Source organism: Rhizobium sp. CF122, assembly GCF_000282035.1.
Classification (GTDB): Bacteria; Pseudomonadota; Alphaproteobacteria; order Rhizobiales; family Rhizobiaceae; genus Rhizobium.
Map to the genome: position 1 here is coordinate 1 of NZ_AKKA01000087.1, position 21,651 is coordinate 21,651.

Annotated in this window: 22 protein-coding genes and 2 pseudogenes; 11 read left to right on the top strand and 13 right to left on the bottom strand. The window is 60.1% G+C overall.

Annotated features, from left to right (window positions below; genetic code table 11):
* Positions 1 to 69: 69 nt before the first annotated feature.
* Positions 70 to 1,389, top strand: coding sequence for an HlyD family type I secretion periplasmic adaptor subunit (locus tag PMI09_RS22340; RefSeq protein ID WP_007799789.1), 1,320 nt, complete (start codon positions 70 to 72; stop codon positions 1,387 to 1,389).
* 516 nt (positions 1,390 to 1,905) lie between these two features.
* Positions 1,906 to 2,574, top strand: a complete 669-nt coding sequence (locus PMI09_RS22345) for a response regulator (protein WP_007799790.1) — start codon at positions 1,906 to 1,908, stop codon at positions 2,572 to 2,574.
* Positions 2,575 to 2,590: 16 nt separating this feature from the next.
* On the opposite strand, the gene PMI09_RS22350 is transcribed toward PMI09_RS22345, so the two are convergent.
* A complete protein-coding gene (locus PMI09_RS22350) occupies positions 2,591 to 3,493 on the bottom strand; it encodes a DMT family transporter (RefSeq protein ID WP_007799791.1) in 903 nt (300 codons plus the stop codon).
* Positions 3,494 to 3,744: 251 nt separating this feature from the next.
* Here PMI09_RS22350 and PMI09_RS22355 point away from each other — a divergent pair, with 251 nt between their 5' ends.
* A complete protein-coding gene (locus PMI09_RS22355) occupies positions 3,745 to 4,701 on the top strand; it encodes a sterol desaturase family protein (protein ID WP_007799795.1) in 957 nt (318 codons plus the stop codon).
* 122 nt (positions 4,702 to 4,823) lie between these two features.
* Here the strand turns inward: PMI09_RS22355 and PMI09_RS22360 are convergent, their stop codons facing one another.
* Positions 4,824 to 5,594 carry a LuxR C-terminal-related transcriptional regulator gene (locus PMI09_RS22360; RefSeq protein WP_007799798.1) on the bottom strand — a complete coding sequence of 257 codons (771 nt, stop codon included), beginning with the start codon at positions 5,592 to 5,594 and terminating at the stop codon, positions 4,824 to 4,826.
* Between the two features lie 692 nt (positions 5,595 to 6,286).
* On the opposite strand from PMI09_RS22360, the gene PMI09_RS22365 reads away from it, so the two are divergent.
* Positions 6,287 to 7,099, top strand: coding sequence for a TIM barrel protein (locus tag PMI09_RS22365; RefSeq protein ID WP_007799799.1), 813 nt, complete (start codon positions 6,287 to 6,289; stop codon positions 7,097 to 7,099).
* Positions 7,100 to 7,118: 19 nt separating this feature from the next.
* Here PMI09_RS22365 and cobM read toward each other — a convergent pair whose 3' ends face one another.
* Both cobM and PMI09_RS22375 read right to left on the bottom strand, forming a co-directional pair.
* On the bottom strand, positions 7,119 to 7,880 hold the full coding sequence (gene cobM, locus PMI09_RS22370) for a precorrin-4 C(11)-methyltransferase (RefSeq protein WP_007799802.1): 762 nt from the start codon (positions 7,878 to 7,880) through the stop codon (positions 7,119 to 7,121).
* A 10-nt stretch (positions 7,881 to 7,890) separates the two neighbouring features.
* Positions 7,891 to 9,123, bottom strand: a complete 1,233-nt coding sequence (locus PMI09_RS22375; protein WP_037083821.1) for a bifunctional cobalt-precorrin-7 (C(5))-methyltransferase/cobalt-precorrin-6B (C(15))-methyltransferase — start codon at positions 9,121 to 9,123, stop codon at positions 7,891 to 7,893.
* Here PMI09_RS22375 and PMI09_RS22380 point away from each other — a divergent pair.
* Positions 9,122 to 9,892: a cobalt-precorrin-6A reductase gene (locus PMI09_RS22380; RefSeq protein WP_007799807.1), complete on the top strand. Its 771-nt coding sequence runs from the start codon at positions 9,122 to 9,124 to the stop codon at positions 9,890 to 9,892. The two genes, PMI09_RS22375 and PMI09_RS22380, sit on opposite strands and share 2 nt — an antisense overlap.
* Here PMI09_RS22380 and PMI09_RS22385 read toward each other — a convergent pair.
* From PMI09_RS22385 to cobF, 5 genes are all read right to left on the bottom strand, one after another.
* Positions 9,856 to 10,620, bottom strand: coding sequence for a precorrin-3B C(17)-methyltransferase (locus PMI09_RS22385; RefSeq protein ID WP_007799809.1), 765 nt, complete (start codon positions 10,618 to 10,620; stop codon positions 9,856 to 9,858). The two genes, PMI09_RS22380 and PMI09_RS22385, sit on opposite strands and share 37 nt — an antisense overlap.
* Complete coding sequence (locus tag PMI09_RS22390; protein ID WP_007799819.1) at positions 10,617 to 11,348, bottom strand: precorrin-2 C(20)-methyltransferase; 732 nt, start codon at positions 11,346 to 11,348, stop codon at positions 10,617 to 10,619. The genes PMI09_RS22385 and PMI09_RS22390 overlap by 4 nt, the downstream gene beginning before the upstream one ends.
* Positions 11,345 to 11,977 carry a precorrin-8X methylmutase gene (locus tag PMI09_RS22395; RefSeq protein ID WP_007799821.1) on the bottom strand — a complete coding sequence of 211 codons (633 nt, stop codon included), beginning with the start codon at positions 11,975 to 11,977 and terminating at the stop codon, positions 11,345 to 11,347. The genes PMI09_RS22390 and PMI09_RS22395 overlap by 4 nt, the downstream gene beginning before the upstream one ends.
* Positions 11,978 to 11,979: 2 nt before the next feature.
* The gene (cobG, locus tag PMI09_RS22400) at positions 11,980 to 13,344 is read right to left on the bottom strand and encodes a precorrin-3B synthase (RefSeq protein ID WP_007799823.1); all 1,365 of its coding nucleotides are present in this window, start codon (positions 13,342 to 13,344) and stop codon (positions 11,980 to 11,982) included.
* 66 nt (positions 13,345 to 13,410) lie between these two features.
* Positions 13,411 to 14,178 carry a precorrin-6A synthase (deacetylating) gene (gene cobF, locus PMI09_RS22405; protein ID WP_007799825.1) on the bottom strand — a complete coding sequence of 256 codons (768 nt, stop codon included), beginning with the start codon at positions 14,176 to 14,178 and terminating at the stop codon, positions 13,411 to 13,413.
* A gap of 200 nt (positions 14,179 to 14,378) precedes the next feature.
* Between cobF and repA the strand changes: the two genes are divergently transcribed.
* The 3 genes from repA to PMI09_RS22420 all read left to right on the top strand — a co-directional run bounded on the left by repA (position 14,379) and on the right by PMI09_RS22420 (position 17,857).
* Positions 14,379 to 15,575, top strand: a complete 1,197-nt coding sequence (gene repA, locus PMI09_RS22410) for a plasmid partitioning protein RepA (RefSeq protein WP_007799826.1) — start codon at positions 14,379 to 14,381, stop codon at positions 15,573 to 15,575.
* Positions 15,572 to 16,555, top strand: coding sequence for a plasmid partitioning protein RepB (gene repB, locus PMI09_RS22415; RefSeq protein ID WP_037083857.1), 984 nt, complete (start codon positions 15,572 to 15,574; stop codon positions 16,553 to 16,555). Before repA ends, repB begins: the two co-directional genes overlap by 4 nt.
* A 168-nt stretch (positions 16,556 to 16,723) precedes the next feature.
* Positions 16,724 to 17,857 carry an RHE_PE00001 family protein gene (locus tag PMI09_RS22420; RefSeq protein WP_007799829.1) on the top strand — a complete coding sequence of 378 codons (1,134 nt, stop codon included), beginning with the start codon at positions 16,724 to 16,726 and terminating at the stop codon, positions 17,855 to 17,857.
* Between the two features lie 135 nt (positions 17,858 to 17,992).
* On the opposite strand, the gene PMI09_RS22425 is transcribed toward PMI09_RS22420, so the two are convergent.
* Genes PMI09_RS22425 through PMI09_RS22435 form a run of 3 tightly spaced genes read right to left on the bottom strand, consistent with a single transcriptional unit; the run spans position 17,993 to position 20,022 of the window.
* Complete coding sequence (locus tag PMI09_RS22425) at positions 17,993 to 18,709, bottom strand: Bax inhibitor-1/YccA family protein (protein WP_007799831.1); 717 nt, start codon at positions 18,707 to 18,709, stop codon at positions 17,993 to 17,995.
* Between the two features lie 19 nt (positions 18,710 to 18,728).
* On the bottom strand, positions 18,729 to 19,496 hold the full coding sequence (locus tag PMI09_RS22430) for an anti-sigma factor family protein (RefSeq protein WP_007799832.1): 768 nt from the start codon (positions 19,494 to 19,496) through the stop codon (positions 18,729 to 18,731).
* Positions 19,483 to 20,022, bottom strand: coding sequence for a sigma-70 family RNA polymerase sigma factor (locus PMI09_RS22435; protein WP_007799834.1), 540 nt, complete (start codon positions 20,020 to 20,022; stop codon positions 19,483 to 19,485). The genes PMI09_RS22430 and PMI09_RS22435 overlap by 14 nt, the downstream gene beginning before the upstream one ends.
* 448 nt (positions 20,023 to 20,470) lie before the next feature.
* Here PMI09_RS22435 and PMI09_RS22440 point away from each other — a divergent pair, with 448 nt between their 5' ends.
* Both PMI09_RS22440 and PMI09_RS22445 read left to right on the top strand, forming a co-directional pair.
* Positions 20,471 to 20,836: a type II toxin-antitoxin system RelE/ParE family toxin gene (locus PMI09_RS22440; RefSeq protein ID WP_007799835.1), complete on the top strand. Its 366-nt coding sequence runs from the start codon at positions 20,471 to 20,473 to the stop codon at positions 20,834 to 20,836.
* Positions 20,829 to 21,155 (top strand): helix-turn-helix domain-containing protein, encoded by a 327-nt coding sequence (locus PMI09_RS22445; RefSeq protein WP_007799837.1) that lies wholly within the window; start codon positions 20,829 to 20,831, stop codon positions 21,153 to 21,155. The genes PMI09_RS22440 and PMI09_RS22445 overlap by 8 nt, the downstream gene beginning before the upstream one ends.
* Before the next feature lie 27 nt (positions 21,156 to 21,182).
* On the opposite strand, the pseudogene PMI09_RS32310 reads toward PMI09_RS22445, so the two are convergent.
* Positions 21,183 to 21,465: pseudogene (locus PMI09_RS32310) on the bottom strand (tyrosine-type recombinase/integrase); the annotation flags it as partial.
* Between PMI09_RS32310 and PMI09_RS32315 the strand changes: the two are divergent.
* Positions 21,465 to 21,602 (top strand): annotated as a pseudogene (locus PMI09_RS32315) (AhpC/TSA family protein); the annotation flags it as partial. The pseudogenes PMI09_RS32310 and PMI09_RS32315 sit on opposite strands and share 1 nt — an antisense overlap.
* Between the last annotated feature and the right edge of the window lie 49 nt (positions 21,603 to 21,651).

A 21,651-nucleotide genomic window follows, 5' to 3' on the forward strand; every position in this document is an offset into this window, starting at 1 on the left:
AGCAAGCATGACCGCAGGACCATGACGACATGACAACAAGGCCAGGCAAGGCTTCAGGGGAATAGCGCAATGATCACCACGACCAACGACAAGAGCCGTGACCGGAACGGCGGCGACAAGAACAAGACCCGGCAGTTCGGCATCACCTCGCGCATCGTCGCCTCCTCGGCGCTGGCAGGCGCGCTGGTCTTCGGCATCGGCGGCTGGGCCGCCCAGGCGAAGCTGTCGGGCGCCGTCATCACCCATGGCCAGGTGGTCGTCTCCGAACAGGTCAAGACCATCCAGCACCGCGACGGCGGCATCATCGCCGCCATCCGCGTCGACAACGGCACCGCCGTCAGGAAGGGTGACGTCCTGCTTGTCCTCGACGACACCCAGACCCGCGTCGAGCTATCGATCGTCAAGGCGCAGCTGCAGCAGTTCACCGCCGCCCATGCCCGGCTGGTGGCCGAGCGCGACGAGGCCGACGCCGTCGGCTTCGACACGCTCGATCTCTCCCCTGCCGTGATCTCGGGCGAGACGAGGCTGTTTGAGGCCAACCGCCGCATGGTCGCCAACCAGAAGGAGCAGCTGCGCCTGCAAATCGTCCAGCTCGAGGAGCAGGTGCGCGGCTTCCAGGCGCAGAGCCGCTCCAACGACAGCGAGGCCGAGATCGTCGAGCAGGAGCTTGCCAAGACCGAGAAGCTGCTCGCCAACCAGCTGGTGCCGATCTCGCAGAAGCGCGACCTGTTGCGCCAGCGCGCCCGCATCGAGGGCAGCCGCGGCGAGCTCATCGCCCGCGTCGCCGAGGCCGAGGGCGAGATCAGCGAGCTCAACATGAAGCTGATCTCCATCGACCAGACCACCCGCAAGGAGGCGCAGACCGAGATCGTCAACCTGCTCGCCAAGATCGCCGAGCTCAACGAGCGCGAGATCGCCGCCCGCGACCGCCTCACCCGCATGGAGGTGCGTGCCCCCGTCGACGGCTTCGTCTATGACCTGCAGATCCACACCATCGGCGGCATCATCGCGCCCGGCGCCGTCGTCATGTCCGTCGTGCCAAATAGCGGCGACCTCACCATCGAGGTCCGCATTCCCCCCGTCGACATCGACCGCGTCTTTCCCGGCCAGCCCGCCCGCATGCGCTTCACCGCCTTCAACCAGCGCACCACACCCGAACTCCACGGCACCGTCGCCGTCGTCGCCGCCGCAACAACCCTCGACCGCGCAACCGGCCAGCCCTACTACCTCGCCTCCCTCTCCCTTAACGACCAGAAACTCCTCAAGGACAACAAACTCATCCCCGGAATGCCCGTCGAAGTCTTCGTCCAAACCGCAGAACGAACCGCACTCTCATACATCCTCAAACCATTCTCAGACCAGATGATGAAGGCATTCAGGGAGGAGTAGCAAGGAGGGGACTGGGGCGGCATTGACATCAGGTCGGCAACGACTATCGACACAGCAACCGCGCTGGATGACGGAGCATTTCAAGTTCAATTGCAGGCTGTTGTCTGCCGCGCTGCGTATTGCAATAATATATACCTCTATCGTTGTAGGAGAGGGATGGATGTTAACCATTCTTTAATACGGCGGCGGATGCTATTATTAGAGGTCTCCAAGATATTAAGGGGTGTTGGTTTATTCTCGAGATAGTGCCGTTTGGCCCTTGCTCAAAATGAGCGCCTTGCCTGTTGTCTCCGCTAGCTCGCGCCCACACTTTCGGCCTTCTCATGCCGATTCAGCTATTCCTGACCGGATGACGAAAGTATTGGCGGGGGGGTAGCGCGATTTTACTACTGAAACGAAATGTGTAGTGAAAGAGACATTATCTCATCGTAGACTGATTTAACTATCACTTAAGTATTATCTTCAAAAACACGTGTTTGTGCGCTAGGGTAGTACTTAAAATGAGAGGGGAGTGGCATGGCGATTTCAGTAGCGTTCGTTGATGATCATCCAATACTACTCGAAGGATTGGTCAGTCTCTACTCAAACAAGGAAGATCTGGCGATTGTCGGCAAAGGGGAAAATGCAGTTGACGCATTGAAGCTTGTCGAGGAACTCGACCCTGATGTGATCGTGGTCGACCTGAGCATGCCTGGCGACGCGCTTTCCGCGATCGAGATCATACTGCAGCGCTATCAGCGTACCCGCATCATCGTGTTTACTGCCAGCTCCAGTATCGAGTCGGCGATCCAGGTCTTGGGTCTGGGTGTTTCCGGTTACGTGTTGAAGGGTAGCACCGCCTCTGATTTGCATGAGGCTATCCGCACGGTCTATGCCGGCAATACCTTCATCACACCCGGTTTCGCCACCAAGGTAATCATGTCGATGAAAACCGAGGCGCTACGTCGAAAGACGCAGGTACATCTCCGGTTGAGCGCCCGCGAAGAGCAGATCGTCGGCTACTTGATGCGCGGCAGCACGAACCGGGAGATTGCGAGCTGTCTCGACATCAGCGAAAAGACGGTGAAGCACTATATGACCGTCCTGATGCAGAAGCTCGACGCTCGAAACCGGCTCGAAGTCGTGCTGGCCGCTCAGAAGCTGAGCGTGGCGCACGAGGCCAGTGTGCAGAAGGCTTACAATTGACGGCGTGGCCGGCGCCCTACGTAGACAGCCGGGTGGCGGAGAGCATCTGCCGACGCTCCCACCATACAAGCGTGAGGCCGGAGGCGACGATCAGCCCGGCACCTGCCACGACATTGACCGTCGGGACTTCCGACCAGATGAGATAGCCGTAAAGAAACGCCCAGACGAGGCCGCTATATTCCATCGGCGCAAGCGTCGAGGCAGGTGCATGGCGGAAACCCTCGTAGAGCAGATACTGGCCGGCTGCAGCCACGAAGCCGAGGCCGATCATCAGCATCCAGCCGAAAAGATCCGGTGTCTTCCACAACCACGGCAGCGTCGCGCCGCAGGCGACAACAAAGGCAAAGCTTGTTGCCATCATCTGGTTCGGGGTGCTTTCGGTGCGGCTGACGAGGCGAACAAGCACGGTGCTCCACGCCCAGCAGAAACCGGCGAAGATGACCATCCCAGCGGGCACAAGGCTTGGTGCTTCGGCGGGATTGGCGGCGAGCAGCACGCCGACGAAGCCGCCTATGCATGCGAACCATCGCATCGGCCCGACGTTCTCCTTGAGGACGAGGATCGATAGCAGGACCACCATGATAGGCGCTGAGAAATACATCGTGGTGATCTCGGCGAGGCCGAGGTGGCGTGCAGCAGAATAGTAGGCCATCCATGCCGCAAGCATGAGCCCTGCGCGCAACAGCAGGGACTTCCGGTGCGGGCTTTTTAATATTGAAGGATGCCGCAGCCGCTGAACCATGACGCCGGCGATAACCACAATGATGATGCTGCGCATGAAGAGGATTTGCGGAACCGCGTAATCGGCCACCAGCCACTTCACCACCGCGTCCTGAATGGCAAATAGCGAATAGCCGGAGCAAGCAAGCGCAATTCCGACGAGCGGGCTCGCGGCGTGGTCATGGGATCGTTGGAGCATTGGCCTGTGGCGGGATTACATCTTATGGATGATGCCTAGCAAGAAGCCCGCCGCGTGACAATCGCAAGAAATCAACACGGCAAAGTTGCCGTCGGGCGGCCAGCAGGCGTTTTCCACGTATCCGGCTGGTCCGCGCCTGTCAGTTGCTTCAAGGGTGTGGCCTTATGACAGATCGTCGCTTCGGGCCTTGCCTGACGCACGCAAGTCCGGTGTATCATAAGACGTCTGAGGCAAGGTAGAGGGTGCGCGTGATGAATGAGGGCAAGTCGGCACTTTACATGGCGACGTCGTGGGCATTGTGGCCAGCGCTCTTCGCCGCGGGATTGAGCGGGGCCGGCTGGGCTTTTCATACAGGCGCGCCGCTGTTGTGGTTCAACGTCGTCTATCTGTCGATCGTCGCGGCGATCGCAGGCTTCGAGCGGCTGATGCCCTATGAGCAGGAATGGCTGAAGCATGATGGCGAAACTTTCAACGACATCGCACATACGCTCCTGACTAAGGGTGGCGTACAACTTGCCGCGGCCATTGGAGCGTCTGCCCCAATGGCGATTGCCACCGTCGTGCAGCCAGCGGTCACGTCGCCTGCGGCGATATGGCCGGACCACTGGCCCCTTGCCTTCCAGGTCGCGCTGGGTTTGGTCATCGCCGAATTCGGTCTCTATGTCGCGCACCGCGCCGCGCACGAGATCCTTTCGTTGTGGCGGTTTCATGCCCTGCATCACAGCGTCGAGCGCCTGTGGGTTGTCAATACCGGCCGCTTTCACGTCGTCGATTCGCTCTTCAAGATCGCGCTTAGCCAAATCCCGCTCTATGTCTTGGGGGCGCCCCTCCCCGTTTTCCTTTGGATCAGCGCGGTGACAGCTTTCATCGGCCTTCTCACCCACTGCAACATGGATGTCAGGACAGGTCCGCTCGACGGGATTTTCAGCACCCCGCGCTTGCACCGCTGGCATCATTCGAAGGTGCTTTCCGAGGGAAACACCAACTACGGCGAGAATCTCGTTTTATGGGATCAGATATTCGGGACGTATTTCAATCCGCCTCGCAGACCGCCGGCTGAGATCGGGATCAGTGGACGGATTGCCGAGGGCTTCGTTGCCCAGCTCGTTCAACCGTTTTCGGCGAGAGGGTTCAGACAGATACTAGGACGTCGCCACAAGCCGCAGCTGACCGTCGCGCCCCAAAAGGAACACACGGCGTATGAGTAAGATCTGGCAGCGTTTTGCGACTCTCTTTGTTGCAGATACTCTCTTTATTGCAGATAAAGTCGTGCAATCGAAGAAGGCGCGCAGACAACAGCTGCGCGCCTCCCTGCCCTAATCTTCCATAATTACTGGAACATGTCGTTGAGCTTGTAGGCAACTTCCGTGCGGTTGGTCGCCTTCAGCTTTTTCATGATATTTCGGATATGAACTTTGACCGTGCTTTCGCGCAGGTTGAGTTCATAGGCGATGATCTTGTTGGCCTTGCCTTTGCGAAGCGCTTGCACGACCTCGGCTTGCCGCATCGTAAACAGGCGCGATAGTTCATTCGGCCGCTGCTGGTTCCGGTCAACTGTGGCCGCTGCACCAGGGCAGAAGGCGCCACTTGCGAGAATGAAGGTCCCGCCTGCGATCGCCAGGGAAATTGCCTCGACGCAGACCTCGATCCCTACAGAGGTTGGAATGAAACCGCGAGCGCCGTATTGAAGGACCTTCAACGTCTGGTTCAGGTCGTCACCATCCGCCAAAATGATAACCGGCGCTGGCGCGACTTCCGACGTTATGTGCTTAATCTCATCGTACAGGGTGGCGTCATCCATCCTGCGACCGGCGATGTTGAGCAGGACCGCACCAACAGGCTGGTCCTTGTCTTTCTCTTCGCGCCACTCTCCAATTGAAGCAACGGTCAGGGCGTCCATGCGCAGACCATTCGCCCTCAGCGTTGTTGCAAGGCATTGACGTTCAAGTGTTCTGGCGTCGATAATCAGCACGCAGCGATCATCGTCTAGCGCCCCGTCAGAATGCTCGAAGTCTGCTTTCGCCCTCGATGTCACCGCATCATGCCGAAGCCTATTCAGTGGTATCCGTCCGCTTTCAAATTCCGAAGGTACGTAATTCATACTAGCCTCATACCCCTAGAGTTCCGGAGAATAGTCGTGCGTAATGAATGCAATACTTTGCGACGACCCCGGAACGATTTGATGATCCCCTTTAGTATGCCTCCAAAGTAGAAGTACTGCGTATGTCCAATCACAAGTCTGCTGATCGGTTCGTTTCTACTTTATTAAGAAACTACATACATGGATGCTAATAAGCAATACAAAAATATTTCAGACGGTTAATGCTGAGAGTTAGAGTATATAAAAATATGCTTTCTTTTCGGAAAACTCGGAATGTATTTTCTCAGCAGCGAAAGTACATCGGCATGCAGTGGGTGGTATTGATCTTGTAAGGAATAAAATTCCTTACAGATGTTATTGAAATTAAGTTCCTTCAATGAAACTACTCTTATCAGGCGCATTTAAGTTTGGCCGTAGCTGCGAGTTGTGCCGGTTTCAGCCGTTGATATTTAGGCTACAGTTGCTGTCGTAGCAGTCCCACTATCGACGTTCCCGTCAAGTGCTCACTGTGCTCCCTGTGGAGTGCGTTCAGTCTCATCGTGTGAGGTCATTACATCATCGGGGGTGATTTTCTCTCAAGGATGAAAGTGGGGATTTATGCAAAGAGGTGGATCGCATCGGGAAGTCGGGTAGAGAAACTAAAGGCAAGAGCACCCTCCCGGGATGTTCAAGGCTTAAGGAGGAGCCCGGAAATGTCATCGCTTCGTTTTGCCCTCAACCACATGGCGGCGCCGTCGCTGCCGATTGAAGATTTCTTTGCGTTGACCACGTCGCTTGGCATCGATGCAGTCGAGATACGCAATGATCTCACGGGCAATGCGATCCTCGATGGAACCACACCGGAGGTGATCGCGCAGGCGGCACGACAACACGCGTTGACCATTATCTCGATCAATGCGCTGCAGCGCTTCAATGAATGGAACGCTGCGCGCGCCGAGGAAGCGCAGGCGTTGATCAGCTTTGCGAAAGCGTGCGGCGCAAAGGCGCTCGTTCTTGTTCCCAAGAACGACGGCACCGGCCGAGCCGACGGCGAGCGTCAGGAGAATCTGCGCCAGTCGCTGGCGGCACTGAAGCCGATGCTCGAGGCCGCCGGGATCATAGGGCTTGTGGAGCCGCTGGGCTTCGAGATCTGTTCCCTACGGTCAAAGGCGGAGGCCGCGGCGGCGATCGATGCCCTGTCGGCCCGATCGACGTTCAAGCTGGTCCATGACACGTTCCATCATCATCTTGCCGGCGAAGGACAGCTCTTTCCCGACCTGACCGGGCTGGTTCATATCTCTGGTGTCAGCGACCCTGACGTTTCGATCGTGGATATGCGCGATCCTCACCGCGTGCTGGTGGCGGCAGATGATCGTCTGGACAATGCCGGGCAGATGCGTGCACTCGTAGAGGCGGGTTATGCCGGACCGTTCTCCTTCGAGCCATTCGCTGCCGAGGTGCATCATCTCAAGGATCCGGCAAAGGCGTTGCGGGCGAGCATGGACTACCTTTCGGCGCAGGTCTGAGCCGCGTAGCCCCTCCCCCTTACCCTCTGCCACGAAAGCGTCGCTGGTATGCGGCGTCGTAGAGCGAACTCTCACGAAAATCGCTGGCCGAAAGTGACGGGCCGACGAAGATGATCGCCGTTCGCTCGATCGGCTCAGCGCTCAGCTTTGCCTCGATGTCGCCAAGTGTCCCCCGGATGATCCGTTCATCCGGCCAGGACGCCTTGGCGACGATCGCGACGGGGCAGTCGGCGCCGTAGAGCGGCGTCAGTTCCGCGACAACCTGCTCGAGCGCATGTATGGCAAGGTGGATGGCCAATGTTGAGCCGGTCGCGCCAAATCGCGCCAATGTTTCGTCGTTCGGCATCGGCGACGCACGACCCGAAACGCGCGTCAGCACCAGGCTTTGCGCGACGGCTGGAATCGTCAGTTCCCGGCCAAGGGCGGCGGCTGCCGCAGCAAAGGCGGGCACGCCGGGCGTCATCGTGTAGTCGATGTTGTGCTTTTCGAGCCGGCGGATTTGCTCGGCAACGGCGCTCCAAACGGAAAGGTCGCCCGAATGCAATCGCGCAACGTCCTCGCCGGCTGCGGCGGCCCGCAGGTACTCAGCCTCGATCTCGTCCAGCGACATCGGTGCCGTATCGATGATGCGCGCGTCAGGCGGGCAGTATTGCAGTAGTTCCGGGGACACGATCGAGCCCGCATAGAGAAAGACTGGGCATTTGGCGATGAGGTTGCGGCCGCGCACCGTAATCAGGTCCGCCGCACCCGGCCCGGCGCCGATGAAATGCACTGTCGTCATCTGCTTTGTCTCACTTCTTTCCATAGCGCCACTGCGTGACGGGCATGGCTTGACGCCAACCGTTCATGCCGCCGAGGGGTGCTGCGCGTGCGATTTCAATACGGGTCAGCGTGCCGCCGTACTGCCGATGCAGCGAAAGCAGCATTGCCTCCATCTCAAGCGTCACGGCGTTGGCAACCAGACGCCCTCCCCTCTTCAGGGCTTCAAGCGCTGCCTCGAGCACGCCTGCCTCGCTGCCGCCACCGCCGACGAAGATGGCGTCGGGTTCCGGCAGGTTCGCAAGCGCCTCGGGGGCGGTTCCCTCCACGATCGCAAGGCCGGGGACGCCGAAGGCAAGCGCATTTCTTGCGATGCGCGCGGCCCGCTCGCTCGATTGCTCGATGGCGATCGCCCGCAGCGATGGGTCGGCCAGCATCCATTCGATGCCGATCGAGCCGGAGCCGGCGCCGATGTCCCAGAGCAGTTCGCCATGGCACGGGGCCAACGCGGCAAGCGTGATTGCACGGACGTCCTGCTTGGTTAGCTGGCCATCGTGCTCGAAAAGGGCGTCATTGAGCCCCGGTGTGAAGACAATCGTCCGCGCCCCCTGCCCTGCCACAACCTCGATCGCACAGACGTTCAGCGGGTCGATCTCCGCAAGGTCAAAGCGATCGGCGCGCGCGTGACGCTGCCGCTCGCGCTCCCCGCCAAGCGCCTCAAGAACGTGCAATTCGGATTGGCCGAAGCCGGAGACGCGGAGAAGCTCTGCGAGTTGGCCTGGTGTCTCGCCGTCCGACGTCAATGCGATGATCCGCCTGCCGTGATGCAGGTGCGGTCGGATCATATCCAACGGGCGGCCGTGTAGCGAAACACTGGCCACCTCTTGCAGTGGCCAGCCGAGCCGCGAGGCAGCCAGGCTGAAAGAGGATGGGGCCGGGATGACATGCATTTCCTCGGCGGCGATGCGTCGCGATAGCGTCGCGCCAACGCCATAAAGAAACGGATCGCCCGAGGCTAGGACGACGACCGGCAAGCCACGGTGCGCAACGACCGCCTCAACGGACTTCTCGAAGGGGCTTTCCCAGGTGAGCCTCTTGCCGGTGATGATTGCTGCCGCCAGCTCATGATGCCGTCTTCCGCCAAAGACGACGGACGCGGCAGCGATCAATCGCTTTGCCTCGTCACCTAGCCCGGCTGGACCATCTTCGCCGATGCCGATAATAGTCAGCCAGCGTTGGCTGGGAGCGGAAGGCATATCAGACATGGGCAAAATCCGCATCTTGATGCTGGGAGGCACCGGCGAAGCGCGCTCCCTCGCCCAAGCGCTCACGAACACCGGCCGGTACGATGTGTTGCTCTCGCTCGCTGGCCGAACGGAAAAACCGTGCGATCAACCGGTTCCTGTTCGCATCGGCGGTTTTGGTGGCGTCGACGGACTGGCTGCTTTTCTGCGTGATGGTAGCTTCGACCTCCTGATCGACGCAACGCATCCCTTTGCAGCTCGCATCTCCAGAAACGCCAGCGAGGCCTCGGCGGCGATCGGCATTCCCGCATTCACGCTGCGCCGGCCAGAATGGGTGGCTGAACCGGGTGATCGGTGGACGCATGTTGCGACCATCACAGAAGCAATTGAGAGGCTTGGCCCCTCCCCTCGCCGGGTCTTCCTGGCGATCGGTCGCCAGGAAGCGCATCGCGCCGAAGTCGCGCCCCAGCACTTTTACCTCGTGCGTAGCGTCGATCCTGTCGAGCCGCCGCTTGTCCTTCCCGACGTTCAGCTTGTCCTCGATCGCGGCCCTTACGATGTCGAAGGCGAAGTTTCGCTGCTTCGCAGTCATCGCATCGACGCCTTGGTGACCAAGAACAGCGGCGGTTCGGCGACTTATGCCAAGATCGAGGCGGCGCGCCGGCTCGGTATCGAGGTGATTATGGTCGTGCGCGTGCCAGCCGCTGCCTTGCAGACGGTCACCACGATCGAAGCGATGCTGGCGGCGATCGATCACCTGTTTTCCCCTGCGATGAACCGCGGCGTGTAGACGAGGTCCGGCTTGCCGTCTCGGGCGATCACCTTCGTCTCAGGCGAGCCAATGATGACGCAGGTTGCCATATCCGCGGTCGCAGCGTCGGCTTCATGAAGTGGCTGGATCGTGATGCGTTCGTCGGGACGTCCCGCAGCCCTGCCGAAAATCACTGGCGTTGTTGCGGGCAACACTAAGCGCAGCAGTTCGAACGCCTTGCCCAATTGCCAGGGCCGTGCCTTGCTGATCGGGTTGTAGAGCGCGATGACGAAGCCTGCCTTTGCCGCCGTGGAAAGGCGGTTTTCTATTATATTCCAAGGCTTTAGATTGTCAGATAGCGAGATGGCGCAGAAATCGTGGCCGAGTGGCGCCCCGATGCGGGCGGCGACCGCAAGCATCGCGGTAATCCCCGGGAGCACGACCAGATCAACGGCGCGCCATTCTTCCGGACCGCTATCGATGGCTTCGCAAACGGCCGCGGCCATGGCAAAGATACCCGGGTCGCCGCCGGAAACGACGCAGACGGTCGCGCCGGTTGCTGCGGCATGCAGAGCGGCCGCTGCTCGATCCAACTCCTCCCGGTTGTCGGATGCCTGCCGCCGCTGATCGGATCTGAGGTGCAGCCGGTCGAGATAGGGTCCGTATCCATAGAACTCCGTTGCCTGGGAAACGGCGTCGGCAGCTTCCGGTGTCATCTGATCCGGATTGCCCGGGCCCGTCCCGATCACGAAGAGCTTCCCGGTCATCGAGCGGCCTCCCAACCGGGCACGAGCACCAGCGAAAAGTACGGCGCATCATCATCCGGCCTGTCGGCAAGTTTCGTCATCGCCGCATTGACCATTGTGCCCCGCTCCACATAGACGGCCTCGGCGAGCCGGCCGGATGCCTCGAGCGCGCGGCGGATCTTCGGAAGGTTGCGCCCCACCTTCATGATCACAGCGGCCTGCGTATCCGATAGTCTGCGCTGCAGCTCGGCCTCAGCCATCGTTCCCGGCAGTACGGAGAGGACGTCATCTCCCTGGACGATTGGAATGCCGGCGAGCGACCAGCATCCTGACATCGCGGTGATCCCGGGAATGACTTCGGTCGGATAGCGGTTTGCCAGGCGTACATGCAGATGCATGTAGGAACCGTAAAACAGGGGGTCGCCCTCGCTCAGCACGGCGACGGTGCGACCGTTTTCCAAGTGCCTGGCCACTGCGGCCGCTGATTGATCGTAAAAGGCAGTAATCTGACCCCGGTAGGCCTCGTCCGTTTTTTCGATCTCGGTCGTCACCGGATAGTAGAGCGGTAGGAGCGTCTTTTCTGCGTTCAACAGATGCTCGACGATCGCCTTGCCGTTACCGCCCCTGCCCTGCTTGGCAAAATACGCAACGACATGTGCTGCCTCGATCGCCTTGACAGCCTTGACGGTCAGGAGCTCCGGGTCGCCGGGACCAGTGCCGACGCCGATAAGACGGCCAGAATTCTTCATAGGCCAGCTCTCGCCAAAGCGTTCAGGGCGGCTGCCGTCATCGCGCTGCCACCGAGGCGGCCACGCACAATCGAAAACGGTACGCCGTAGGAGTTTTGCGCCAAGGCATCCTTTGATTCCGCTGCGCCGACGAAACCGACCGGCATGCCGATGATCGCTGCCGGTTTCGGCGCGCCGTCTCGAAGCAGTTCAAGCAGATGGAAGAGGGCTGTCGGGGCATTGCCGATGGCGACGACGCTGCCTGCGATCCGCTCCAGCCAAAGGTGGAGCGCTGCTGCCGAGCGCGTGTTGCCGGTCTGCTTTGCCAGCTCCGCCGTGCGCGGATCGTGCAAGGTGCAGAGCACGTCGTTGTGGGCCGGCAAGCGCTTGCGCGTGACACCGTGTGCCACCATTTCCGCGTCACAAAAGATCGGTGCTCCGTCGTGCAGGGCGGCACGCGCGGCGCTGACGAAGCCGGGCGAGAACACGAAATGCTCTGCCGCTTCAACGAGCCCGCATGCGTGGATCATACGCACGGCAATATCGGCTTCCTCAACAGAAAACCGTGAAAGGTCAGCTTCGCTGCGAATGATCGCAAAGGATCGCTCGTAGATCGCGTCCCCGCTGTGAATGTAGTCGTAGTCAGGCATTCCTATCCCTGTCGCAGCGCCCTTATGGCGTCGTGTTTGCCGACCCGTCTAAGGCATGCGGCAGCCGATTCGCCAGCTTGTCTCTCGTCTTTGATCAGGCGAGCGAGTTTCTCTATAGCGGAATCGATGTCGCCGCTAGCAATCTGTGCATCGGGAATATCCGACGCTACGCCGTCCAGTATGAGATGGTAACCATCTTCGGCGCCGACAACGCAAAGAGCGGGTCGCAGATGGGCGCAACCCTTGGCGCAGCCGGAGAGGTGAACAACCATCGAGCCGTCCAGCAATTCGGGAGCGATCGTGACCAACCTCTCGGCGCGAACCTTGGTCTGAAAACGGCCTGAAGCGCAGGCACCGGCGCCGGCACACGCAGCGATATGCATCGCCGGATCATCGATGTCGGCAGACAGAGCGTACCGGGGTGCCATTTCCGCAAGGGTTGCGGCTGACTGAGAAGAAAGCCCAGCCAAAAATAAGACGCGCTTAGGGCTTGGCCTGACTTGCGTTGCGCCGAGCGCTTCGGCGGCGCCAAGGAATGCGACAAGCTCGCTGGCGTGCATTTGGCCGAAGCGAGGCCTCAGGCCGAGAACCGCGGAACCGTCGGACAGGGCGAGGGTGCCGACCAAAGGACTTTTGCACTCGGGCGCACCTGCAAGCGGCATGGCCTCCATCGAAGGGAAAGCTGACAGCAGATGCTCACGCTCGATATCACGGCACCGCTTGTGACGGCCAAGCGAAGCGAGCAGCTGAAGCAGATCTCCCACCGCCCGAACTGCCGCATCGGCGTTTCCCGCCAGCAATGGCAAGGCCGTTCGCTCGTTGCCGTCGATAGCAACCCGCCAGACACCAGCGGAAACCGCGGTCACACGAATGTCACCGGTGAATGCAGCAAGGCCACACGTGCCGCCGCCGTCGATCAGGATTGACAGCTTCGGCGCAAGCAAGGGCGAAAGAAGCTCCGCAGCGAGTTCTTCGCGCAGCAATGCTTCGATTGCAGCCGAGTTCCCGATCTCGTCAGGCGCGATGCCATGCAGCGGCGAGAGCTCGATCACGGGGCCGGCGGGAACCGAGATACCGGCGGTGTCGAGATCTGCGGCGAGCGGTTGGACGGTCTCCGGTCGGAGGCCGCGGATTTGCAGGCTGCCGCGCGCCGTGATCTCGAGGATCCCGTTTCCGTGTCTTTGCGCGGCCTCGGCCAACTGGATGAATTGCTGGATGGAAAGGATGCCGCCGGTGGGCCGCAGCCGTGCCAGGAGACCGTCACCGGTTTGCATCGGCTTGGTGAGCGTTGGGCAGGCGCCACGGCGCATCCAGGCCGAGGGGGCCTCTTCCCGACCGTCGCGCGCCGTCTGTTCGCCAAATGCCATCGTCGCCAGTTCCTTCGATCACGTCCTTACATGATCGGCGCGATCATCGCAAAACCATGATCCATGTCAAAGATCGTCGAAATCATGCCCCTTGCGCAGCAGATAGATGTCCATGATCCAGCCGTGACGCGCCCGCGCTTCAGCCCGGAGCGCGACGATCTCGTCAGCAACGTCCGCCAATCGGCCGGCGCGTGTGATCTCGTCCGGGGTTCCGAGGTAGGCACCCCAGAAGATCTCCGCGTCCGGGTCATCGATCTTTGAAAAGGCGAGTTCGCCATCGAGCATCACGACCGTGCTGTCGGCCCGATTGCCTTGCTCGACAAGACGCCGACCCGTGGTGATTTCAAGCGGTTTTCCAACAAGGTTGATCGCAATACGGTGGCTTGCGGCAAGCGCCTGGACACTTGTAATGCCGGGAATGACACTGAATTCGAAGACGATACGACTGGCTTGCCGGGCACGCTCGAGAACGCGAATGGTGCTGTCGTAGAGGCTGGGGTCGCCCCAGATCAGGAAGGCACCCGTCCCGGCTTCTGGCAAGCCCTCGATGAGCCTGACATAGGTCTCGGCAATGGCGGCATGCCAGGCATCCACGCTTTCGAGATAGGTCCGGTCGGCTGTGGTGCGCTTGGGCACCGCAAATTCGATGATCTCAGTCTTGTTGTTCGTGACGTAGCGGTTGCAGATTTCTCGTCGGACAGCGGCAAGTCCGTCCTTTTCAGCACCTTTGGTCGGAATGAAGATCGCATCCACGGCATTCATCGCGTTGATCGCCTGGACGGTCAAATGCTCGGGATTTCCCGTCCCGATGCCGATGATGTGGATGTGTCGCACGCCTTTTCCTCTTCAATTCTGGTCGTTTCTGGCGCAGTCAACCCGTCTCCGCAAGTGCCCGGGACGAAGTTGGCCGCGGCCAACTTCGCGACTGTCTGCCAGCCATGGCTGTTATTGTCGCGATTCGCGAATCATGGCATCTTCGATACGCTTTTTAGCGCGATGTTGATAGAAAAGCGCATTGATAGGGATCGGGTGTTTTGGACAACATTAGCGTATCGACGACGGACGTGCGCATCGAGCGGCACGCCAACCAGCTTTCACGTCAGCTGAAGCTTCTTCGAGAGAAGCTCTTTCCGCCACTGTCACAGAAGACATTGCGGACTTTCACATCCGGGGAAGCCGCGCAGATGATCGGCGTATCCGACGGATATCTGCGCCAGCTCTCGCTCGACGGCAAGGGGCCGCAGCCGGAGGTTTCCCTCAATGGCCGGCGTTCCTATACGCTCGGTCAGATCAACGAGTTGCGGCACCATATGGCGCGGATCAAGCCGAAGGATGCGCTGTCCTATCTTCCATGGCGGCGGCCAGGCGAAAAGCTGCAGACGGTTGCGGTGACGAATTTCAAGGGCGGTTCGGCAAAGACCACGACCACCCTTTATCTCGCTCAATATCTGGCGCTGAACGGCTACCGTGTGCTGGCAATCGATCTCGATCCTCAGGCCTCTCTGTCGTCCATGCTTGGAGTCCAGCCGGAGTTCGATTTGGCTGACGGCGATACGCTCTACGGCGCGATCCGCTATGACGCGAGCCGCCGCTCGCTGAAGGACGTGGTGCGCAAGACCTACTTCGACGGGCTCGACCTCGTGCCAGGAAATCTCGAACTGATGGAGTTCGAGCACGAGACGCCGCGCGCGCTCGGTGATCGCCAGCGGACCGGAGAGGTGTTCTTCCGGCGTGTCGGCGTTGCCATTTCAGAAGTCGAGGCCAACTACGATGTCGTTGTCATCGATTGCCCGCCGCAGCTTGGTTATCTGACGCTCGGCGCCGTCTGTGCGGCAACGTCGCTTCTGATCACCATCCACCCGCAGATGGTCGACGTTGCGTCGATGTCGCAGTTTTTGTTGATGACATCGGATCTGCTGTCCGTCGTGCGCAAGGCCGGGGGCGACCTGCAACATGACTTCATCAAATACGTGGTCACGCGCCACGAACCGTTCGATGCCCCGCAGTCGCAGATCGTGGCATTGCTGCGCAACCTTTTTAGCGACGACGTGCTGACGGCGACCATCCTAAAGTCCACGGCGATCGCCGATGCCGGGCTGACGAAGCAGTCGCTCTACGAGATCGAGAGAGGGCAGGTCCGGCGTTCGACCTATGACCGAGCATTGGAGTCGGTGAACGCGGCGAACGGTGAAGTGCTGGCGGGAATTCACAAAGCATGGGGCCGGACATGAGCAGACGCGATCGACTGAAGGGGCTTTTCGACGATACCGCGCAGGAGTTGGCCGCGGCCAACCCGGACGATGAAACGCCGCTGCGCGGCCCCGCAGGTCCGGTTCGTTCGATGGCGCTGACGCTCGGGCGCATGGAAGAAGAAAGTAGGGCGATGCAGGAGGCGCTGCTCTCCGGCGAGCGCGTCGTTGAGCTCGATCCGGACCTCGTCGACATGTCCTTTGTCAGGGATCGACTAGCCGAGTTGCCGCAGGATCTTGCCGACGAACTGGTGAGGTCGATCGAGGAGAATGGACAGGAGGTCCCCATTCTCGTTCGGCAGCATCCCGAGAACGCTACGCGCTATCAAGTCGTCTATGGGCACCGGCGGCTTCAGGCGCTACGGCTGCTTGGGCGTAAGGTGCAAGCGATCATCCGGAAACTTGACGATGTCGACGTCGTCATCGCGCAAGGCATCGAGAATTCCGCAAGGCGCAACCTGTCCTATATTGAACGTGCCGTCTTTGCCTTCAATCTCGAGAGCAAGGGCTTCGAGCGACCCGTCATCATGAAGGCGCTTTCGACCGACAAGACGGAATTGTCGAAACTGATCTCGGTTGCCAAGAGCATACCGATGGATGTGATCATGGCCATAGGTGCCGCGCCGGCCGCTGGACGGCGCAAATGGATTGCGCTCGCGCAAGGCTGGACCAATGCAACGGCGTCCCGCCTGCGGGGTCTACTTGGCTCGGCACAGTTCGCTGCTCAAGACAGCGATCGCCGCTTTGAACTCGTCGTCACCGAACTGGCACGGAAGCCGGACAGGCAGGCGGTGACCGAGTACGAATGGTCCCCGAAGCAATCGGGTAAGATCAAAGGCCGCATCAAAAGCGCCGGCGATTCTTTCACCCTCGCGCTGAAGACGGGCGATGCGGCGGACTTTGGCGACTACATCTCGCGCCGCCTCGACGAACTCTACGAGGCGTTCAAGAGTGGAAAATAGCCTCCGAAGCCGGCACGGACGCTGACCCTGCCAATCAACGCCGCATCTCCAGCATTTAGAGGGAATTTTTGCTGTCCGGCGGTTTGAATGCGCAGATCAATCATGCCATACATGACGGAAGTTAAGCGTGATTTGGGTTCCGTTGCAGGGAAATCAAAATAACTAACAATGCGCTATGAAATCGACAGTCCGTTGCTGGTCAGCCTGTTGCCGACGATTGTCGAGGCCGAAGATGGCTTGGCGAGGCTGGATGAGCGGGCGGCACGTGCAGCGGTCGCAGAAGGCTTTGCCGAGCGCCGGCATTTTTTCGATGCCGTCGGTGCCCTCTGGGTCGCTGGTGAGTTGATCCACGTCGAGGACCTCGTCCTGCACGACGCCCATATGGATACGCGCACGCCAAGCCACGAACTGACGATCGCCCATTCGATCCTGCGTGTGCGACGTCGCATCTGGACGGCAGCGCCGGACTGGGCGCTCAGTCCCTCGGGACTGTCGGCCCTGGCCGGCGGCATAGAAGGGGAGGGGGCAGCCCTGGAGATCAAGAGCGCAAGGTTCCTGGCCGATGAGGATATAGACGGCGCGACGGATAGCCTTCTCTCCGCTGAACTGGCCGAGATCGATGCGATCCTGGAGAGATCGCAGCGACTATTGGATAGTCATAGCCGTCTCGGCGCTCCCGAACTGAGTGACACGTCCGACCGCGCTCGTGAGAAGCGGAACGACGATCCCCTCGGCTTGTTCGATGATGAGGAATGGGACGAGCCGGCGCGTCTTCGCGCATGGCGTAAAACTGTCGTCATCGCCGACGGCTTACCCGCGACGCTTGGCGCAGCTTTGATATTTGATGCCTGGGAGAGGATCGAACCTCTCCGCCGGCAGCATTGGCTCGGAGGTCTCCTCGTTGCCGGCTATCTGCGCGCACGCGGCAAGGTCACGTCCCACCTTTTTGCCTTCTATGCCGGCCTCAAGACAATACGCCACGAGCGACGGCGTGCGCGTGACCGGCTGACGCGCCTGCAGGCGTTTCTCGAGGCAATGGTAGAGAGCGCTGCCGCGGGCCTGAAGGAAATGGACCGTCTTTCGCTGGCGCGCACGCAGATGGAAATCCGCTTCAGGGATCGTCGCTCGAACAGCAGCCTGCCGCAGCTTGCGGACTTCGTTCTGTCGCGGCCGATGGTCTCCTCGGCAATGGTGGCCCGAGAGCTGCGGGTGACGAGCCGCGGCGCGCTCAATCTGCTGAATGACATTGGCATCCGCGAAATCACCGGGCGAGGGCGTTACCGCGCCTGGGGTATCATCTGATCGGAGGTCAAAACGAAAGCGGCCGGGTGTGGAGACCCGGCCGCTTTCGTTGAGTGAGCACCCGATCCGCGCATCCTGTCACAGAGTGCGGACCGGGCGCCCTAGCGCTTCCTTTGCCCCCAGAAGCGCTTATCTTTACTCCCGCTCGCCCGTGAAATTGAGCAGCAGCTGGAAGATATTGACGAAGTTCAGGTAGAGCGACAGCGCGCCGAAGACGGCAAGCTTCTGGTTCGATTCCTGATCGTAATTCTCGGAATACTGCGCCTTGATATTCTGCGTGTCGTAGGCCGTCAGGCCGACGAAGACGAGGATACCGATCACCGAGATCGCGAACTGCAGGGCGCTCGAGCCCAGGAAGACATTGACGATGCTCGCGATGATGACGCCGATCAGGCCCATCATCAGGAACGAGCCGAAACGCGAGAGATCCTGCTTGGTCACATAGCCGTAAAGGCTGGTAGCGCCGAACATGGTCGCGGCAATGAAGAAGGTGCGTGCGATGCTCGTGCCCGTGAATACGAGAAAGACGGATGCGAGCGAAAGGCCCATGACTGCGCAGAAGGCCCAGAACGTCATCTGTGCAGCGCTGGCCGACATCGTCTGGATCTTGAATGAGAAGAAGAAGACGAAGGCGAGCGGCGCAAGCATCACGACCCACTTGAGCGGGGACTGGAAGATCGGCACATAGAGCGCCGGCGTGCTGCCGACGACAAAGGCGACGATGCCCGTGATAACGAGGCCGAGGCCCATGTAGTTGTAGACGCGCAGCATATGCTGGCGCAGGCCCTCGTCGAAGAGCGCCTGCGAGCCGGCGGCTGAGCCGTAGCCAAAACGCGGATTGGTCGGGTTCATACTGATCTCCTCGGTTGAACTAATAAAGGGTGCGGGCGAGCCGATCGGCCTCCGCATCCAGATTTATTTCGCGATCGCCGGCCACGAGCGCATAGGCCACATCGCCGATCTGCCAGTAGGCAGCTTCTGCCTTGTCGAGCGCGACGTGGCTTACGGACTGCACTGCGAATGCACCGGGTCGCACGGCAAACAGCGAAAGCTGCTTGCTGTCTGCCGTCTTGATAGCCATCTCGACGCTCGGGCCGAACTCGGACGGGAAGATCTGCACGTCAGAAATCGTCCAGTCTTCCGGCAGCTGCGGCATGACGATCGCAGTTGCCGCACGAATGTCCTCTGGCTTGTAGCTCGCCACAGACTGAGACGGCACGGACTGGCGCAGCATTGCCGTATGATAGGCGCGTACCGCATCCTCAACATAGGCCGGGGCAGGCACCGAGGCGGCAACTTCGGTCGCGGTAAATGCGCCGAAGGAGGTGTGCGCGACCCAGCCTGCGGCGACCAGAATGCCGACAGCCGCAATCCGCTGCATCGAATGGAAGATGCGACCATAGGTGAGGCCACGCTCCAGGCGTCGAGCTGCGTCGCGCGTTTCCGGGCGACCGAATGCACTTTCGCTGGCGAGCGCAAGGCGCAATTCACCCCTCATGCTCAGGTCAGCCATGACCTTCGCGGCAATGGCAGGGTTTTCTGAAAGGAAGGATTCGACCTGAATGCGGCGCGCCAGGTCGAGTTCTCCGTCGACATAAGCATCGAGATCAGCGTCGATGACAGGATCAATTACCTTCATTGCCGTTCCCTCCGATTAGTCTCAGGTGCGCAGCGCGTGGCGTGTTCTCCTCGAACTCACGAAGCTGCGCGCGGGCGCGCGAAATGCGCGACATCAAGGTGCCGATCGGTATCCCGAGGGCTGCCGCTGCTTCCTGGTAGGAAAGGTCCTCGATCGCGACCAGATGGAGCGCCTCTCGCTGTTCCTCCGGCAGATGGAAGAATGCGTCTCGCACCTGCTGGAGGCGAACGGCGTGTTCCTGGCCGGCTTGCAGCGATTGTTCTGTCTCGACGGCGGCTTCCTCGTGCCGACGTGCCAAAGAGCGATCTTGGCGGATGCGGTCGATGTGAGCATTGTGCAGGATCGAGAGCAGCCAGGTGCGCAGGTTGCCGCCACGGCGGAAACTCTGCTTCTTTTCGTAGGCCCGCAGCAGCGCGTCGTGAACGAGATCTTCCGCATCATCCGAATTGCGCACGAGCGAGCGCGCATAGCGCCGAAGCGCTGCAAGCTGGCCGATGACATCGAATGGGCGTTCTTTCCGTTCCATGATTGAGTATACGGATGCGAGCGACGAATTATTCCAGCCGTCGAGAAAAATTTCGAACGAGAATCAGTGATAGACGGCTCGCGGAAGCCGACAAGGTTGTGTCGCGACAGCGCGCGCGCGTGATTTGCCCAAGGCCCAGGAACACGAGATCGCCATTTGGCTTACCACTATCCGCTATCCGCGGGCGCACGCGCGGATACGGGGCGTGGAGCGCCGGACATGTTCAACATGAGATCATGCAACGCTTTGGCATTATGCTTACCGCCGCTTCCGCGAATAGTTTGCTTCATTCTCCTGTCCCGACCAGAACGCCCAGTTCGGTTATTAGCGCACCAGTTCACTAATTAAGGAGCAGGTTCACTCAATAAGGAAAACCGACAGCCACTATTGCCTTGAGGGGAGACGCGGACTATATATCCCAAAGTATCTATATCATTCAGGATATGAAATGACGGAATGGAAGGTCGAGTTTCATGACCGCTTCAAGCGCGAGATCACTGACCTTCCAGCCGATGTTCGAGTCGAGTTGCTCGCGCATTTAGTGTTGCTTCGCGAGAAGGGGTTTCGACTGGGACGACCTGAGGTCGACACACTCGAAGGCTCCAAACACGCGAACATGAAAGAGCTTCGCGTCAAGGTCTTGAAGGTGCAATGGCGGTTCGCCTTTGCCTTCGATCCGGAGCGAAAGGCTGTGGTTTTCTGCGGTGGTGCGAAGAGCGGTGTGAGCCAGAAACTCTTCTACAAACGCCTGATCGATCTGGCGGACAAACGGTACGACGAGCATTTGAGCGAGTTGGAGAAGAAGCATGGATGATCTCGACAAGCTGATAAAGACACTTCCCGAAGACGAACAGCGCGCCGTTGCGAAGCGTGCCGACGAACTCGTCACGGCGCACAATCTGCGTGAATTGCGGGCACTTGCTGGAAGGACGCAGGAAGACGTGTCTGCTCGGACGGGTTTCAGGCAGACCAACGTCTCGAGACTGGAGAAGCGCGCCGACATGAAGCTGTCGACGCTTCGCGATTATGTCGAATCCCTCGGCGGCACGTTGAAGATCGTCGCGGATGTCGCGGGCAAGAAAGTCGATCTTTCCAGCATCGCGGAGCGCTCTCGACACGGTTCGAAGCTCTGAGCCAGCCCCACTAGCAGGGGAGGGGGTCTACAGCCCTGCCGCCTTGGTGAGATTGTCGCGGAACCAATCGCGCCGGCGCTGGTAACGGCGGGTCATTTCGGCGGAGGCACGTCCGAGCTGCTTCTGGACGTAGCGCTCTCGTCGACTTCGGCCGACGAGGCGAGGCCGGCGCGCAGCGAGTGGCCTGAAAACTTCAGTCCCCGTTCGATCTCGGGAAGATCACCGCGTATGCCGGCGGCGACCCCGTCTTCTTGACGAGGCGGGCCACTTCCTGGTCATTGAGGCGGTCCGGGGCGACATTTTTGCCCTTCCGACCAAACGATCTACTATCTCTCAGTGCAATCGATGCCGTTTGTCCGGCCCAATTCCAGTGAAATGGTGCAAGCCTTGGACTTCATCATCAAAAACGACGATCCGGCGAGAGGCGAATATGCGGGCACCGTGTGAACAAGTCTTGTCCGGCATTCGACCTCATCGGCAAAGCGCTCATCGCGTA

What these genes read in the sequence shown, in the direction of transcription:
- PMI09_RS22420 (WP_007799829.1), top strand. Translation starts at nt 16,724, where the DNA reads ATGCGCTATGAAATCGACAGTCCGTTGCTGGTCAGCCTGTTGCCGACG.
- PMI09_RS22360 (WP_007799798.1), bottom strand. Translation starts at nt 5,594, where the DNA reads ATGAATTACGTACCTTCGGAATTTGAAAGCGGACGGATACCACTGAAT.
- PMI09_RS22435 (WP_007799834.1), bottom strand. Translation starts at nt 20,022, where the DNA reads ATGGAACGGAAAGAACGCCCATTCGATGTCATCGGCCAGCTTGCAGCG.
- PMI09_RS22380 (WP_007799807.1), top strand. Translation starts at nt 9,122, where the DNA reads ATGGGCAAAATCCGCATCTTGATGCTGGGAGGCACCGGCGAAGCGCGC.
- PMI09_RS22350 (WP_007799791.1), bottom strand. Translation starts at nt 3,493, where the DNA reads ATGCTCCAACGATCCCATGACCACGCCGCGAGCCCGCTCGTCGGAATT.
- PMI09_RS22445 (WP_007799837.1), top strand. Translation starts at nt 20,829, where the DNA reads ATGGATGATCTCGACAAGCTGATAAAGACACTTCCCGAAGACGAACAG.
- PMI09_RS22340 (WP_007799789.1), top strand. Translation starts at nt 70, where the DNA reads ATGATCACCACGACCAACGACAAGAGCCGTGACCGGAACGGCGGCGAC.
- cobM (WP_007799802.1), bottom strand. Translation starts at nt 7,880, where the DNA reads ATGACGACAGTGCATTTCATCGGCGCCGGGCCGGGTGCGGCGGACCTG.
- PMI09_RS22355 (WP_007799795.1), top strand. Translation starts at nt 3,745, where the DNA reads ATGAATGAGGGCAAGTCGGCACTTTACATGGCGACGTCGTGGGCATTG.
- PMI09_RS22440 (WP_007799835.1), top strand. Translation starts at nt 20,471, where the DNA reads ATGACGGAATGGAAGGTCGAGTTTCATGACCGCTTCAAGCGCGAGATC.
- PMI09_RS22395 (WP_007799821.1), bottom strand. Translation starts at nt 11,977, where the DNA reads ATGCCTGACTACGACTACATTCACAGCGGGGACGCGATCTACGAGCGA.
- repB (WP_037083857.1), top strand. Translation starts at nt 15,572, where the DNA reads ATGAGCAGACGCGATCGACTGAAGGGGCTTTTCGACGATACCGCGCAG.
- PMI09_RS22425 (WP_007799831.1), bottom strand. Translation starts at nt 18,709, where the DNA reads ATGAACCCGACCAATCCGCGTTTTGGCTACGGCTCAGCCGCCGGCTCG.
- PMI09_RS22375 (WP_037083821.1), bottom strand. Translation starts at nt 9,123, where the DNA reads ATGTCTGATATGCCTTCCGCTCCCAGCCAACGCTGGCTGACTATTATC.
- cobG (WP_007799823.1), bottom strand. Translation starts at nt 13,344, where the DNA reads ATGGCATTTGGCGAACAGACGGCGCGCGACGGTCGGGAAGAGGCCCCC.
- PMI09_RS22345 (WP_007799790.1), top strand. Translation starts at nt 1,906, where the DNA reads ATGGCGATTTCAGTAGCGTTCGTTGATGATCATCCAATACTACTCGAA.
- PMI09_RS22390 (WP_007799819.1), bottom strand. Translation starts at nt 11,348, where the DNA reads ATGAAGAATTCTGGCCGTCTTATCGGCGTCGGCACTGGTCCCGGCGAC.
- PMI09_RS22365 (WP_007799799.1), top strand. Translation starts at nt 6,287, where the DNA reads ATGTCATCGCTTCGTTTTGCCCTCAACCACATGGCGGCGCCGTCGCTG.
- PMI09_RS22430 (WP_007799832.1), bottom strand. Translation starts at nt 19,496, where the DNA reads ATGAAGGTAATTGATCCTGTCATCGACGCTGATCTCGATGCTTATGTC.
- PMI09_RS22385 (WP_007799809.1), bottom strand. Translation starts at nt 10,620, where the DNA reads ATGACCGGGAAGCTCTTCGTGATCGGGACGGGCCCGGGCAATCCGGAT.